This is a genomic window from Microbulbifer sp. SAOS-129_SWC (genome assembly GCF_039696035.1).
GTDB lineage: Bacteria > Pseudomonadota > Gammaproteobacteria > Pseudomonadales > Cellvibrionaceae > Microbulbifer.
Genome location: NZ_CP155567.1, coordinates 4,620,139 through 4,634,464, shown reverse-complemented (window position 1 = coordinate 4,634,464; position 14,326 = coordinate 4,620,139). Strand labels below are relative to the sequence as shown.

Sequence of the window (14,326 nt, the reverse complement as noted above, 5' to 3'; positions counted from 1 at the left end):
GTAACCCCCTAAAACCCCAATATAAAGAAGATAGAAGTGTGGGCGGCAAGGCCGGTTGGGAACAGATTCCGGGGCCGCCAAAAGATCGGGTCAGTATACCGCCAGGGTCCAGGGTTATCCACAGAAAGGCATGCTTTTATTAAAAAAAACGCTGCGAAAAGTCCCTTACAATCAAGCACTTGCCCAACAAATAAACAGGCCGGAGAAAAAAGGCTGGAAAACTTATCCACAGCAATCTGTGAATATCTTGGGACCAATCGGTGGGCAGTCGTGGATTCGCCCCGTCGTATCAGATACTTGCCGCGATAACGCTAAAATTAACCCGGGGCGCGTTGATTTAGCTGGTGCCTTTCTATACAATCCGCCGCCTTCGCAGCGCATTGCTCCGTCGACGTGGCGCCCAGGCACCACAGACCGAACGGGTCGGAGCTCAGGCCGCGGCCGGGGGTAACCCGAAGATTTTTCGAATATAGAGTTCTCAGGTAGCAAGACAATGAAACGCACTTTCCAACCCAGCATCCTGAAGCGCAAGCGCAACCACGGATTCCGCGCCCGCATGGCAACCAAAAACGGCCGCAAGATCCTTGCCCGTCGCCGCGCCAAAGGTCGCAAAGTCCTGTCCGCATAAGATTGACTCCGCACCCACTCACCGGGCGCGGTCTCTCTTCTACTATGCATCAGGCGCGCAGCGAGTTCGGTTTTCCCAAGCCGCTGCGCCTGCTCACCGCGGCGCACTACCGCGCGCTCTTCTCCGGCACTCAGCTGCGTGCCGCGCATCCGAATCTACTGATTCTCGCTCGTCCCAACGGCCTTGATCACCCGCGTCTCGGACTGGTGATGGCCAAAAAGCACGTCCGCAACGCCACCGACCGCAATCGCATCAAGCGCGTCGCTCGCGAAACCTTCCGCCTGCGCCAGCACCAGCTGCCGGCAGTGGACGCGGTGGTTCTGGCGCGCCCGGGCGCCGGTGAGCTGGACAGCGCGGCCCTGCACAAGCTGCTGGATAAACTGTGGCGCAAACTGGCCAAACGCGCAGCGGCCGAACACGAGCGGGCCCCGCGGTGACCTGGTTAGCAATCAGGCTGATCCATGTCTACCGCTACCTGGCCAGCCCCTGGGTCGGCCACCAGTGCCGCTTCTACCCCACCTGTTCGCATTATGCGGAAGAGGCATTAAAAACCCACGGATTCCTCAAGGGGGGTTATTTAAGCGCACGGCGCCTTATAAAATGCCACCCTTGGCATCCAGGCGGCGCGGACCCGGTCCCCCCCGCCCCCCACAACACAAATCACTAGGCAAAATCATGGATTGGCAACGCTACACGCTGCTGGGCGGAATCGCCGCAGTTGTCCTGGCACTGACCTATCAGTGGAGCGAATTCAAGCAGGCGCAAGCGCCGGCGGTGGATCGGGAAACCGTCGTACACGCCGACACACCGACCGCGCCCCGGCAAGACGACAGCGGCGCCGATGTGCCGCAATTGAACCCCGGCGCCACCCAGCCCGCCAGCAGTGACGGCACGCCCGGCGAGCTGATCCATGTCACCACCGACATGTTCGAGCTGTCGATCGACCCCCGCGGCGGCGATATCGTCAAGGTCGCGCTGCGCCAGTTTGCCGAGACGCTGCATTCGCGCGAGCGACTGATCCTGCTGAACCGCACCCGCGAAAACACCTATGTGGCGCAGAGTGGCCTGATCGGCCACAACGGCACCGACAGCGCCAAGGGCGGCCGCCCGCTATTCAGCAGTGCCCAGCAGCAGTATGCGATGCAGGAAGGCAAGGACACCCTGACCGTCGACCTGAAGCTGAAGCAGAACGGCGCCGATATCACCAAGCGCTACACCTTCAAGCGCGGTGACTACCTGATGAAGGTCTCGTACCTGGTGCAGAACAACAGCAGCCAGCCGTGGAGTGCGGCGCTGTATGGCCAGATCAAGCGCGATGACCACGTGCCGCAAATGGACACCGGCCTGCGCATGCATCCCTTCCTCGGCGCCGCGCTGCACACCCCGGACGAGCACTACTTCAAGCAGGACTTCGAAGAAATCACCGAGAAGCCCACCCGCGAGAGTATCGAGGGCGGCTGGGTCGCCATGGTCCAGCACTACTTCCTCAGTGCCTGGGTACCGCAGCAGGACACCAAAAATACCTTTGAACTGCGCGCGCTCGGCGGCGGCATGTTCCGCATGGGCTTCACCTCCCCGCAGGTGACCGTGGCACCGGGCCAGCAGGGCGAACTGGCCGCCTCCTTCTATGCCGGCCCCAAGGATATCTACCGCCTCGAACAGATCTCCCCGTATCTGGACCTGACCGTCGACTACGGCTGGCTCTGGTGGCTGTCCAAGCCGCTGTTCCGCGTGCTGCACTTCATCCAGTCGCACATCGTCAGCAACTGGGGCTGGGCGATTATCCTGCTGACCATCTTTATCAAGGCGCTGCTCTACCCGCTGTCGTCCGCGGGTATGAAATCCATGGCGCGCATGCGCAAGTTCGCGCCGCAGATGAAGAAGCTGCAGGAGCAGTACAAGGAAAACCGCCAGAAGCTGGCGGAAGAAACGATGAAGTTGTACCGCCGGGAGAAGATCAACCCGATGGGCGGCTGCCTGCCACTGCTGCTGCAGATGCCGGTGTTCATCGCGCTCTACTGGATGCTGACCGAAGCGGTGGAGCTGCGCCACGCGCCGTGGATTCTGTGGATCCACGACCTGTCGGCCAAGGACCCGTTCCTGATCCTGCCGGTTTTCTACGGCGCCACCATGTGGTTTATGCAGAAGCTGAACCCGCAGCCGACGGATCCGACCCAGGCGCGCATCATGCAGCTGATGCCGGTGGTGATGACGTTCTTCTTCCTGTGGTTCCCGGCGGGCCTGGTGCTCTACTGGATCACCAACAACCTGATCACCATCACCCAGACCTGGTATATCAACAAGAAGGTCGACGCCGCCTCGGGCAAGGCCTGACCGCGCACACCAAACCAGTAAAAAAAGGGGCCGCAACAGCGGCCCCTTTGCGTTATTGAGTAAACTTTTCCCATGCCGCAGCAAAGCCACTCTTCCGTCAATCGGCGAGACACCATCGCCGCCGTCGCCACCGCCCCCGGCCGTGGCGGCATCGGCGTGATACGCCTGTCCGGGCCGCGCGCGCTGGAAATCGCCCAGGCCATCTGCGGCAGCCAGCCGCTGCAACCGCGCCGCGCCCACTACCGCGACTTCCGCCGCGCAGAACAGCTGATCGACCAGGGCCTGGCGCTGTTCTTTCCCGGACCCAATTCATTTACCGGCGAGGATGTGGTGGAGCTGCAGGGCCACGGCGGCCCGGTGATTCTCGACCAGTTGCTGCGCGCCGCGATCGACGCCGGTGCGCGCCAGGCGCGTCCGGGAGAATTTTCCGAACGCGCGTTTCTCAACGACAAGATCGACCTGGCGCAGGCAGAGGCAATCGCCGACCTGATCGAGGCCGGCAGCGAGCAGGCGGCGCGCAATGCGATGCGCTCGCTACAGGGGGTCTTTTCCGAAAAAATCGAAGAGTTAGCCGAAAGCCTGACGCATTTACGTATCTACGTCGAAGCATCAATCGATTTTCCGGAAGAAGAAATCGATTTTCTCGCCGACGGCAAGGTCGCGGCGGATATCGACGCGTTACTCGCCCAGCTGCACACCATCGAGCGCCAGGCGCGCCAGGGCAGCATCCTGCGCGAGGGCATGGCGGTGGCCATTGCCGGGCGTCCCAACGCCGGCAAGTCCAGCCTGCTGAACGCACTGGCCGGCCGCGACGCCGCCATCGTCACCGATATTGCCGGCACCACCCGCGACATCCTGCGCGAGCAGGTGCATATCGACGGCCTGCCCCTGCAGTTCGCCGACACCGCCGGCCTGCGCGATTCCCCCGACCAGGTCGAGCAGATCGGCATCCAGCGGGCGTGGAACGAGATTCGTCACGCCGATCGCGTGCTGCTGGTGGTCGATGCTGACAGTGCCCATTCGCTCGATCCGGAACAGGTGTGGCCGGAGTTCACCGCGCAGCTGCCCGACGCCGAGAAACTCACCCTGGTGCTCAACAAGATCGACCTGACCGAGTACAGCGCCGGCCTGCAGGCACACAGCGACGGCGTGCCGGTCGTCGCGATCAGCGCCCGCACCGGGGCCGGCCTGGACGACCTCAAAGCACACCTGAAGCAGTGCATGGGTTACAGCGGGGCCAGTGAGGGCACCTTCAGCGCGCGCCGCCGCCACCTGGATGCCCTCAGCCGCGCCCAGGGTTTTATCGAGCAGGGCCGCAGCCAACTGCACGAGCGCGGCGCCGGCGAACTGCTGGCCGAGGACCTGCGCCAGGCCCAGCAGGCGCTGGGCGAAATCACCGGCGCAATGACCGCCGACGAACTGCTGGGCAAGATCTTTGGCAGCTTCTGTATCGGCAAATGATATCGGCGGCTGTAAGCATTACAGCCGCCCCATCCCCCTCTCCCACCTGCCCCCTACGTCAAAGTCAGCCCACATTACTGATTTTCATCGATAATAAGCGCCATTCACTACAGATAACCGAACTCTTGGAATCTGCCCTCCATTGTGCGGTGACAATATCCACAAGAGCGCTCTACCGCAGTAGCATTTGTCCACAGCCTCGCCTGCACGAGTGGCGAATACCGCTCAACCCAGTGTCAAAACACAGAAATTACGCACATATCTCCACAAGGTTATCCAGAAATGGCTTTTTGTGCACAGGGGATCCCCGTACTAAGCCGGTATGCACTCACAACAGGGCACCGGCGACACGCACCTGTGGGTAACATCGGGGTTAACGGCAGGCATAAGCGCGCGGTGAAATGGGGATAACTGGCGCCACTGCGCCGCGGGCCGGTTTTTATCCCGCCCGTCCACAGGCGCCTACCGCGCTTACTCCTGCTCCGGCACAGGGGTTACCAGCAGCCTACCAGGACCTATAACCTATTGATTTATAATGTTTTTTTCGGCTTATACCGGAAAAGCGGTGCCCCTAATAATAACTACTAATACAAAACACCTATCCATAAGAGATATGTATAACTTTATTTAATGAGTTGTAGATCGACATCGACAAAATGCCGCAACGGATTGCGCTGCCGACTCTGACGGCCCCGTCGTGAAACCGCTCCCACCACCGCATTTGCCATTTGCTGATCGGCCCCCACTGGCTATAAAATGTGCGCCCTTTTTTACACACCGGCAGCGACGGCTATGGATTTCCCCAAAACCTACGATGTGATTGTGATCGGCGGCGGGCACGCCGGTACCGAGGCTGCCCTCGCCGCCGCGCGTATGGGGTCCGCCACGCTGCTGCTGACCCACAACATCGAGACGATGGGGCAGATGTCCTGCAACCCGGCCATCGGGGGTATCGGCAAGAGCCATCTGGTCAAGGAAGTCGACGCCCTCGGCGGCGCCATGGCCGAGGCCACCGATCTGGGTGGCATCCAGTTTCGCGTGCTGAATGCGCGCAAGGGCCCCGCGGTGCGCGCCACCCGCGCCCAGGCCGACCGCGCCCTGTACCGCGCCGCCATCCGCGCGATCCTCGAGCGCCAGCCGAATCTGGAGATCTTCCAGCAGGCCGCCGACGACCTGATTGTCGAGGGCGAGCGCGTCGCCGGTGTGGTGACCAATGCCGGCGTGCGCTTTCGCGCCAAGACCGTGGTGATCACCGCGGGTACCTTCCTCGGCGGCAAGATCCATATCGGCCTCGACAGCCATTCCGGCGGCCGTGCCGGCGATCCGCCGTCCATCGCGCTGGCCCAGCGCCTGCGCGAACTGCCGTTTCGCGTCGAACGCCTGAAGACCGGGACGCCGCCGCGCATCGACGCGCGCTCGGTGGATTTCTCCACCCTCGAGGAGCAGTGGGGCGACAGCCCCACCCCGGTGATGTCCTACCTCGGCAGCCGCGCGCAGCATCCGCGCCAGGTGTGCTGCTGGATCACCCATACCAACGACCGCACCCACGACGTCATCCGCAGCGGCCTGGATCGCTCGCCGATGTTCTCCGGCGTGATCGAGGGCGTCGGCCCGCGCTACTGCCCGTCGATCGAGGACAAGGTGCACCGCTTCGCCGACAAGAACAGCCACCAGATCTTTATCGAGCCGGAGGGGCTGACCACCAACGAGCTGTACCCCAACGGCATCTCCACCAGCCTGCCGTTCGATGTGCAGATCGAGCTGGTGCACTCGATTGCGGGCTTTGAGAACGCGCATATCACCCGCCCGGGCTACGCAATCGAGTACGATTTCTTCGATCCGCGCGACCTGCTGCCGTCGCTGCAGACCAAATTTATCCAGGGCCTGTACTTTGCCGGCCAGATCAACGGCACCACCGGCTACGAGGAGGCTGCCGCCCAGGGACTGCTGGCCGGCGCCAACGCCGCGTTGCAGGCGCAGGAGCGCGAGGCGTGGGCACCGCGCCGCGACCAGGCCTACCTGGGCGTACTGGTGGACGACCTGATCACCAGCGGCACCAAGGAGCCGTACCGCATGTTCACCAGCCGCGCCGAGTACCGCTTGCTGCTGCGCGAGGACAATGCCGACCTGCGCCTGACCGAGGCCGGCCGCGAGCTGGGCCTGGTGGGCGACGAGCGCTGGGCCGCGTTTTGCACCAAGCGCGAGGCCATCGCGCTCGAGGAGCAGCGCTTGCGCGACACCTGGGTCCACCCGAACACCGAGCAGGCCACCGCGGTGGAGGCCAAGCTGCCGCAGCCGCTGGCGCGCGAGTACAGCCTGATCGACCTGCTGCGCCGCCCGGAGCTGGGCTACGCCGACGTCGCCGACCTCAAAGGCGAGGCGGTGGACGATGAGCGTGTCGCGGAACAGGTGGAGATCGCGGCCAAGTACGCCGGCTATATCGACCGCCAGCGCGACGAGATCGAGCGCCTGCAGGCCTACGAGGACACGCCGATCCCGGTGGACTTCGACTACAGCGATATCTCCGGTCTCTCCAGCGAGGTCAAGCAGAAGCTCGGCGACACCCGCCCGGACACCCTGGCCCGCGCCTCGCGGATTCCCGGCGTGACCCCGGCGGCAGTCTCGCTGCTGCTGATCCAGCTGAAAAAGCGCGGCCTGCTCGGCCGCAAGAAAGCCGTTTGATTTGATGTGTGTACGGTGCGCCGTGCGCGCCGCCAACCGGGGGATCCCGCAATTTCTCTGCAAATGGAAAAGTTCCGCCCGCGCCTGGTCCAGGCCGCGGCGCAGTTGTCGGTGGATCTGACCGTCGCGCAGCAGGACCTGCTGCTCGAGTACCTGGCGCTGTTTGCGCGCTGGAACAAGGCCTACAACCTGTCCGCCGTGCGCGATCCGGCCGAGATGCTCGAACGCCATATCATCGACAGCCTCAGCGTCGTCAACCTGTGCGGTGGCGATGACGAGCCGCTGCTCGATGTCGGCAGTGGCGGTGGCCTGCCGGGTATCCCGCTGGCCATCGTGCACCCCGCGCGATCCGTGTCGCTGCTCGACAGCAACGGCAAGAAGACCCGCTTCCTGTTCCAGGTGGCCACCAGCCTGCCGCTGCCCAATGTCGCGGTGTTCAACGAGCGGGTCGAGGCGCACCGTCCGCAGCAACCCTACGCGGCAATCGTCTCCAGGGCCTTCGCGACCATCGCCGACATGGTGGATGGGAGTGAGCACTTGCTAGCGCCGGGTGGCCGATTCTATGCGATGAAAGGCAAGTTACCGGAAGATGAGTTGAGCGCACTTGCAAAAGGGATTAAGGTCGAACGGGTGCACCCCCTGTCGGTACCGGGTTGCGACGCGGATCGCCACCTTATCGTTCTCAGCCGCGCGGAAGATCGCGGCGGCCAGGCGTAAATCCCGCTAACAGATTCGAAATTCCAAGACCAGCACGGCGGGCCTGCAGGGCGCGGGCGCCGCGCACTGTTGCCGCCGTTTGCGGCGCCACCTGCAGGGCTCTGGGGAGAGCGCCCGGCGGGAGAACATAGGACAAGAACCTTGAGCAAGATATTCGCTGTGGCCAACCAGAAAGGCGGGGTCGGCAAGACCACCACCTGCGTCAATCTGGCCGCATCCCTGGTCGCCAGCAAGCGCCGGGTGCTGTTGATCGATCTCGACCCCCAGGGCAATGCCACCATGGGCAGTGGCGTCGACAAGAGCGAGCTGCAGTTATCGAGCTACGACGTGCTCGCCGGCGACCTGCCGGCGCACAAGGCGGTGGTGCCCACCGATAGCGGCTACAGGCTGATGCCGGCCAACGGCGACCTGTCCGCCGCCGAGGTGGAGCTGCTGGACGTGGACGGGCGCGAATCCCGTCTGCGCCGCGCCCTGCGCGATGTGTCCGCGGAATACGACTACATCGTGATCGATTGCCCGCCGTCGCTGAACATGCTCACCGTCAACGCCCTGTGCGCCGCGCACGGCGTGCTGATCCCGATGCAGTGCGAGTACTACGCACTCGAGGGCCTGTCGGCGCTGATCGATACCATCACCCAGATTCAGCGCGCCGCCAATCCGGAGCTGAAGATCGAGGGCATACTGCGCACCATGTACGACCCGCGCAACAGCCTGACCAGCGACGTATCCGAGCAGCTGTCCGAATATTTTGGCGAGCGCCTGTACCGCACCTGCATTCCGCGCAACGTGCGCCTGGCCGAGGCCCCCAGTTTCGGCAAACCGGCACTGGACTACGATCGTCACTCCAAGGGCGCTATCGCCTATCTGGCACTGGCCGGGGAAATGACCCGCCGCCACGCCGCCAACAGTTCGTCCCGCCCGGTGGCGGAAGCGGTTTAAGAGGTAAAGAGTTATGGCCGCCAAACGCAAAGGCCTGGGCCGGGGCCTGTCCCACCTGATCAGTGATAACGCCAGCGAGGCGATCGCCGTCGCCACCGGCGAGGGAGCCTCCGCTGCCAGCGACGGGGCGCTGCGCGAACTGCCGATCGAATTCCTGCAGCGCGGCCGCTACCAGCCGCGCCGCGATTTCCCACAGGAATCCCTGCAGGAGCTGGCCGATTCCATCCGCGCCCAGGGCATCATGCAGCCGATCGTGGTGCGCCCGGTGGGTGAGCACAAGTACGAGATCATCGCCGGTGAGCGCCGCTGGCGCGCCGCGCAACTTGCCGAGCTGGACCGGGTTCCGGCGCTGGTGCGCGAGGTACCGGACGAAGCTGCCATCGCCATGGCGCTGATCGAGAATATCCAGCGCGAAGACCTCAATCCGGTGGAGGAAGCCGCGGCGCTGAAGCGCCTGCAGGACGAGTTCCAGCTGACCCAGCAGGAAGTGGCCGAAGCGGTGGGCAAGTCGCGCACTGCGGTGACCAACCTGCTGCGCCTGCTGAGCCTGACCGAGGAGGTGCGCACGCTGCTCGAGCGCGGCGACCTGGAGACCGGCCACGCCAAGGCGCTGCTCGGCCTTGCCGGCGACACCCAGCGCGCCGCCGCGCGCCAGGTAGTCGACCGCGGCCTGACCGTGCGCCAGGCCGAGGCGCTGGTGCGCCGCCTGCAGCAGCAGGCGCAGAATCCCACGCCCGCCCAGCCCAAGGAAGATCCCAATATTCGCCGTCTCAGCGAGCGGCTGGCGGAGAAAGTCGGTGTGCCGGTGTCGATCGATCACAGCGACAAGGGCGCCGGTAAACTGGTGCTGAAATACAGCAGTCTCGACGAACTGGACGGCATCCTCGCCCATCTGGGCTACCGTGAGGACTGAGGCACCCGCTACCTCCGCGCGGGCGGCGCCGTAGGCCGCCCCGATTTGGCGCACTTGCACTCCGTTAGTGTTCACTAACCCGGTGTCCGATTCGATCGGAAAAAACGTCGAAAAGTGAATAACTTGGCGAGATTTGCCGGTTGAACCGGTGACGCGGTTCCTCCTATAATTCGCACGCCCAAAAATTGGGCGGACAGTGCATTCAAACCCGCAAAAAGGGTCGGCCAATCCCGCCTATGAGCAAACCCCCGGTGTTCGTTATTGCCGCGGTACAGCTGCTGCTGGTATCGCTCGCCGGCGCAGGTCTGCACTTTTACGGCGAGCCGGTAACCGCGTTGTCGGTGGTGCTCGGCGGCGCGCTGTGCGCGCTGCCCAATACGTATTTCGGCCTGCGCGCCTTTCGAGGTGGGCGCGGCGAGCGCGGTGCACGCGCCGCCAGGCAGGTGCTGGAGAATTTTTACCGCGGGGAGACGGGCAAGTTTGTGCTCACCCTGGCGGGTTTCGCGGCGGTGTTTGCCGCGGTGCGGCCGCTAAACCCGGCGGCCTTATTTATCAGTTACGGTCTCTGTGTAATCGTGCAGTGGCTGTTGGTGGCGCGTCTGGTGCGTTGATCCCATAGAGATCCGCAGCGAACGTCGCAGAAAAGAATACACTTTTACGATTGCTGAGGAACTATGGCAGGCGAAGCTCAATCCGCTACGGATTATATCCAACACCACCTGCAGAATATGGCGTACGGCAAACTGCCGGCCGGGTATACCCGCGCCGACGGCACCGTGCTGCAGGACAGCACCTGGACTCTGGCCCACTCCTCCCAGGAGGCGTCGGCGATGGGGTTCTGGGCCATTCATCTGGACACCCTGGGCTGGTCCATCGGACTCGGCCTGATTTTCTGTTTCCTGTTTGCGCGCGCGGCCAGGAAAGCGACCGTCGGTGTGCCGAGCGGTTTTCAGAGCTTCGTGGAGCTGGTGGTCGACTTTATCGACAAGCTGGTCGGTGAGACCTTTCCACACCGCAACAGCATGGTCGCGCCAATGGCGCTGACCATCTTCGTGTGGGTGTTCCTGATGAACCTGATGGACCTGATTCCGGTGGACTGGCTGCCCATGATTGCCGCCGGCGCCTCCGGCAACGAACACCTGTTCTTCAAGGTGGTGCCCACCACCGACCTGAACGCCACCCTGGGTATGGCGCTGGCGGTGTTCGTGCTGATGCTGTTCTTCAGCATCAAGGAGAAGGGCCCGATCGGCTTCCTCAAGGAGCTGACTCTGCACCCCTTCCACTCCGGCAAGTGGTATGTGGATATTTTCCTGATCCCGTTCAACTTCCTGCTGGAAGTGGTTTCCCTGCTGGCCAAGCCGGTGTCTCTCGGCCTGCGACTGTTCGGTAACCTCTACGCTGGCGAGATGATCTTTATCCTGATTGCCATTGTGTTTGGCGTCGGTGTACTCGGCTTTATCGGTGCCGGCCTGTTGCAGATGGGCTGGGCCATCTTCCATATTCTGGTCATCACGCTGCAGGCGTTCGTATTCATGGTGCTGACCACCGTGTATATGGCCATGGCGCACGACCGGGAAGTAGAGCACGAAAACGATCACTGATTTCTGACGAATAACCCTTTAAACCTTTACAACAACTCTCAACCTTTAAATGGAGAACACAATGGAAGCACTAGGTCTGGTTTACATCGCGAGCGCACTGCTGATCGGTCTGGGCGCACTGGGTACTGCCATCGGTTTCGGCACCCTGGGCGGCAAACTGCTGGAAGGTTCTGCGCGTCAGCCGGAACAGGCACCGGCTCTGCAGGGCAAGATGTTCCTGATGGCGGGTCTGCTCGATGCGGTTCCGATGATCGGTGTCGGTATCGCCATGTACCTGATTTTCGCGGTAGCACCTGGTCTGGCGTGATAGCACCGTTCCAATTGCCCTTAACCCCCATCGTTCTTTTTTTATAAAGAGCAAAGAGCAAGAGGTGTCGGTGTGAATATCAACCTGACTCTAATCGGCCAGTCGATTGTCTTTCTGGCCTTTGTATGGTTCTGCTGGAAGTACGTCTGGCCTTCCCTGCTCGGCGTGATGCAGGAGCGCGAGCAGAAGATTGCTACCGGTCTCGAAGAGGCCGATCGCGCGCACAAGGATCTGGAACTGGCACAGCGCAAAGCCGCTGACCAGCTGAAGGAAGCCAAGGCGCAGGCCGCGGAAATCATCGATGGCGCCAACAAGCGCGCCAATCAGATTATCGACGAAGCCAAGCAGTCCGCGCACGCCGAGGGCGACCGTCTCAAGGCGGCGGCCCAGGCAGAGATCGACCAGGAAGTGAACCGTGCCAAAGAGCAGCTGCGCAGCCGTGTGGCTACGCTGTCTGTGGCTGGCGCGGAGAAGATTCTTTCGGTCAATATCGACGCCAAGGCGCACGACGACCTGATCGACAAACTGGCAGCCGAGCTGTAAGCGAGGAACCCCATGGCGGAACTCAGCACACTGGCCCGGCCCTATGCCAAAGCGGCGTTCAGCTACGCGCAGCAAGCCTCCGACCTCGGTGGTTGGAGCGCTGCGCTGGCCACGGCGGCGGCGGTCAGCCAGAGCGAAAAAGTGCGTGAGTTGCTGGAAAACCCGCAACTCACCAGCGACCAGCGCGCGGACAGCTTCCTGTCTGTGTGCGCGGACGACCTCAGCGATGCCGGTAAAAACTTCATCCGGCTGCTGGCGGAAAATAACCGCCTGCAGTTGCTGCCGGAAATCTCCGTGCTGTTCGAGGAGCTGAAGGCGCAGGCCGAGGCCACCCTCGAGGTGGAAGTGGTGTCCGCGCGCGCGCTCAGCGATGCGCAGGCACAGCAGTTGACCGAGGCGCTGGGCAAGAAGTTTGCCCGCGAAGTGCACCTGCACAGTTCGGTCGACGAAAGCCTGCTGGGCGGCGCGGTCATCCACGCCGGCGATACCGTAATCGACGGTTCGGTGCGCGGTCGATTGGCCAAACTCGCCGAGGCGATGAACTCCTAAATATCTATCCCGGGACGCTGTTGTTGCGGTGTCCGGGGCGTGAGGAACAGAGCATGCAGCAACTGAATCCCTCTGAGATCAGTGAAATTATCAAGAGCCGCATCGACAGTCTCGATGTGAGCACCCAGGCCCAGAACGAGGGCACCATTGTTTCCGTTTCCGACGGTATCATCCGCATCCACGGCCTGGCCGACGTGATGTACGGTGAGATGATCGAGTTCGATGGCGGCGTCTACGGTATGGCGCTGAACCTCGAGCGCGATTCCGTTGGTGCGATCGTACTGGGCGACTACAAGGGCCTGGCCGAAGGCCAGAAGTGCCGCTGTACCGGCCGCATTCTGGAAGCCCCGGTGGGCCCGGAACTGCTGGGCCGCGTCGTTGATGCCCTGGGCAACCCGATCGATGGCAAGGGCCCGCTCGGCACCAAGCTGACCGACGCGGTGGAAAAGGTAGCGCCCGGCGTTATCGCCCGCCAGTCCGTCGACCAGCCGGTTCAAACCGGCCTGAAGGCGATCGACACCATGATCCCGATCGGCCGCGGCCAGCGCGAGCTGATCATCGGCGACCGCCAGATCGGTAAGACCGCGGTGGCGATCGACACGATCATCAACCAGAAAGGTACCGGCATTAAGTGTATCTACGTGGCGGTGGGCCAGAAGCAGTCCTCCATTGCCAACGTGGTGCGCAAGCTGGAAGAGCACGGCGCCATGGACCACACCATCGTGGTTGCCGCCGGCGCTGCCGACCCGGCCGCCATGCAGTACCTGGCGCCGTACGTCGGCTGTACCATGGGCGAGTACTTCCGCGACCGCGGTGAAGACGCGCTGATCATCTATGATGACCTGACCAAGCAGGCCTGGGCCTACCGCCAGATCTCCCTGCTGCTGAAGCGCCCGCCGGGCCGTGAAGCCTACCCGGGTGACGTCTTCTACCTGCACTCCCGTTTGCTGGAGCGCGCCGCGCGTGTGAACGCCGAGTACGTAGAGAAGTTCACCAACGGCGAAGTGAAAGGCAAGACCGGCTCCCTGACCGCGCTGCCGATCATCGAGACTCAGGCCGGCGACGTATCCGCGTTCGTACCGACCAACGTGATCTCCATTACCGACGGCCAGATCTTCCTCGAGAGTGATCTGTTCAACTCCGGTATCCGCCCGGCGATCAACCCGGGTATCTCCGTATCCCGTGTGGGTGGCTCGGCGCAGACCAAGGTCATCAAGAAGCTGTCCGGCGGTATCCGTACCGCGCTGGCACAGTACCGCGAACTGGCGGCGTTCTCGCAGTTTGCCTCCGACCTGGATGAGGCCACCAAGGCGCAGCTGAACCACGGTGAGCGCGTGACCGAGCTGATGAAGCAGAAGCAGTACAGCCCGCTGTCCATCGCCAATATGGCGGTTTCCGTGTACGCCGCGGACAAGGGTTACCTGAAAGATGTGGAAGTCGACAAGGTACTCGACTTCGAATCTGCCCTGCTCGCATTCATGAACAGCGAACACGCAGAGCTGATGGCGAAAGTGAACAGCACCGGCGATTACAACGATGAAATCGATGCCGCCTTCAAGGCCGCGATCGAGAAGTTCATCGCCACCGGCAGCTGGTAATCATTCTCCCTGCCCCTTCCTCCGCTGGATAGGGGCGCTCTTCCTCCCCTCTTC

Annotated in this window: 15 protein-coding genes; all 15 read left to right on the top strand. The window is 62.7% G+C overall.

Translation table 11 applies throughout. The annotated features are described in order from the left end of the window. Window positions 1-493 precede the first annotated feature (493 nt). The 15 genes from rpmH (at window position 494) to atpA (ending at window position 14,272) form a co-directional block, all read left to right on the top strand. Window positions 494-628 (top strand): 50S ribosomal protein L34, encoded by a 135-nt coding sequence (gene rpmH, locus ABDK11_RS19820; RefSeq protein ID WP_346838265.1) that lies wholly within the window; start codon window positions 494-496, stop codon window positions 626-628. Window positions 629-672: 44 nt separating this feature from the next. Then, window positions 673-1,065 (top strand): ribonuclease P protein component, encoded by a 393-nt coding sequence (gene rnpA, locus ABDK11_RS19815; protein WP_346838264.1) that lies wholly within the window; start codon window positions 673-675, stop codon window positions 1,063-1,065. Then, entirely contained in the window at window positions 1,062-1,295 is a 234-nt protein-coding gene (yidD, locus tag ABDK11_RS19810) for a membrane protein insertion efficiency factor YidD (RefSeq protein WP_346838263.1), read from the top strand. The genes rnpA and yidD overlap by 4 nt, the downstream gene beginning before the upstream one ends. An 8-nt stretch (window positions 1,296-1,303) precedes the next feature. Continuing rightward, window positions 1,304-2,962 carry a membrane protein insertase YidC gene (yidC, locus tag ABDK11_RS19805; protein ID WP_346838262.1) on the top strand — a complete coding sequence of 553 codons (1,659 nt, stop codon included), beginning with the start codon at window positions 1,304-1,306 and terminating at the stop codon, window positions 2,960-2,962. Between the two features lie 72 nt (window positions 2,963-3,034). Continuing rightward, the gene (mnmE, locus tag ABDK11_RS19800) at window positions 3,035-4,423 is read left to right on the top strand and encodes a tRNA uridine-5-carboxymethylaminomethyl(34) synthesis GTPase MnmE (RefSeq protein ID WP_346838261.1); all 1,389 of its coding nucleotides are present in this window, start codon (window positions 3,035-3,037) and stop codon (window positions 4,421-4,423) included. A gap of 792 nt (window positions 4,424-5,215) precedes the next feature. Then, the gene (gene mnmG, locus ABDK11_RS19795) at window positions 5,216-7,105 is read left to right on the top strand and encodes a tRNA uridine-5-carboxymethylaminomethyl(34) synthesis enzyme MnmG (protein WP_346838260.1); all 1,890 of its coding nucleotides are present in this window, start codon (window positions 5,216-5,218) and stop codon (window positions 7,103-7,105) included. A 63-nt stretch (window positions 7,106-7,168) separates the two neighbouring features. After that, the gene (rsmG, locus tag ABDK11_RS19790) at window positions 7,169-7,822 is read left to right on the top strand and encodes a 16S rRNA (guanine(527)-N(7))-methyltransferase RsmG (protein WP_346838259.1); all 654 of its coding nucleotides are present in this window, start codon (window positions 7,169-7,171) and stop codon (window positions 7,820-7,822) included. 141 nt (window positions 7,823-7,963) lie between these two features. After that, window positions 7,964-8,761 carry a ParA family protein gene (locus ABDK11_RS19785; RefSeq protein ID WP_346838258.1) on the top strand — a complete coding sequence of 266 codons (798 nt, stop codon included), beginning with the start codon at window positions 7,964-7,966 and terminating at the stop codon, window positions 8,759-8,761. A 13-nt stretch (window positions 8,762-8,774) separates the two neighbouring features. After that, entirely contained in the window at window positions 8,775-9,674 is a 900-nt protein-coding gene (locus tag ABDK11_RS19780; RefSeq protein ID WP_346838257.1) for a ParB/RepB/Spo0J family partition protein, read from the top strand. Between the two features lie 236 nt (window positions 9,675-9,910). Continuing rightward, window positions 9,911-10,285 (top strand): ATP synthase subunit I, encoded by a 375-nt coding sequence (locus ABDK11_RS19775; RefSeq protein WP_346838256.1) that lies wholly within the window; start codon window positions 9,911-9,913, stop codon window positions 10,283-10,285. 63 nt (window positions 10,286-10,348) lie between these two features. Next, window positions 10,349-11,275 carry a F0F1 ATP synthase subunit A gene (gene atpB / locus ABDK11_RS19770; RefSeq protein WP_346838255.1) on the top strand — a complete coding sequence of 309 codons (927 nt, stop codon included), beginning with the start codon at window positions 10,349-10,351 and terminating at the stop codon, window positions 11,273-11,275. Between the two features lie 61 nt (window positions 11,276-11,336). After that, window positions 11,337-11,582, top strand: a complete 246-nt coding sequence (atpE, locus tag ABDK11_RS19765) for a F0F1 ATP synthase subunit C (protein ID WP_067157084.1) — start codon at window positions 11,337-11,339, stop codon at window positions 11,580-11,582. A gap of 72 nt (window positions 11,583-11,654) precedes the next feature. After that, window positions 11,655-12,125 carry a F0F1 ATP synthase subunit B gene (locus ABDK11_RS19760; protein ID WP_346838254.1) on the top strand — a complete coding sequence of 157 codons (471 nt, stop codon included), beginning with the start codon at window positions 11,655-11,657 and terminating at the stop codon, window positions 12,123-12,125. Between the two features lie 12 nt (window positions 12,126-12,137). After that, window positions 12,138-12,674: a F0F1 ATP synthase subunit delta gene (locus ABDK11_RS19755; RefSeq protein WP_346838253.1), complete on the top strand. Its 537-nt coding sequence runs from the start codon at window positions 12,138-12,140 to the stop codon at window positions 12,672-12,674. A 53-nt stretch (window positions 12,675-12,727) separates the two neighbouring features. Next, window positions 12,728-14,272: a F0F1 ATP synthase subunit alpha gene (atpA, locus tag ABDK11_RS19750; protein ID WP_346838252.1), complete on the top strand. Its 1,545-nt coding sequence runs from the start codon at window positions 12,728-12,730 to the stop codon at window positions 14,270-14,272. Window positions 14,273-14,326: the final 54 nt, after the last annotated feature.

Coding starts and splice junctions, on each gene's coding strand:
- rpmH (WP_346838265.1), top strand. CDS start 494: ATGAAACGCACTTTCCAACCCAGCATCCTGAAGCGCAAGCGCAACCAC.
- mnmG (WP_346838260.1), top strand. CDS start 5,216: ATGGATTTCCCCAAAACCTACGATGTGATTGTGATCGGCGGCGGGCAC.
- atpA (WP_346838252.1), top strand. CDS start 12,728: ATGCAGCAACTGAATCCCTCTGAGATCAGTGAAATTATCAAGAGCCGC.
- atpB (WP_346838255.1), top strand. CDS start 10,349: ATGGCAGGCGAAGCTCAATCCGCTACGGATTATATCCAACACCACCTG.
- ABDK11_RS19775 (WP_346838256.1), top strand. CDS start 9,911: ATGAGCAAACCCCCGGTGTTCGTTATTGCCGCGGTACAGCTGCTGCTG.
- ABDK11_RS19780 (WP_346838257.1), top strand. CDS start 8,775: ATGGCCGCCAAACGCAAAGGCCTGGGCCGGGGCCTGTCCCACCTGATC.
- mnmE (WP_346838261.1), top strand. CDS start 3,035: ATGCCGCAGCAAAGCCACTCTTCCGTCAATCGGCGAGACACCATCGCC.
- rsmG (WP_346838259.1), top strand. CDS start 7,169: ATGGAAAAGTTCCGCCCGCGCCTGGTCCAGGCCGCGGCGCAGTTGTCG.
- ABDK11_RS19755 (WP_346838253.1), top strand. CDS start 12,138: ATGGCGGAACTCAGCACACTGGCCCGGCCCTATGCCAAAGCGGCGTTC.
- yidC (WP_346838262.1), top strand. CDS start 1,304: ATGGATTGGCAACGCTACACGCTGCTGGGCGGAATCGCCGCAGTTGTC.
- atpE (WP_067157084.1), top strand. CDS start 11,337: ATGGAAGCACTAGGTCTGGTTTACATCGCGAGCGCACTGCTGATCGGT.
- rnpA (WP_346838264.1), top strand. CDS start 673: ATGCATCAGGCGCGCAGCGAGTTCGGTTTTCCCAAGCCGCTGCGCCTG.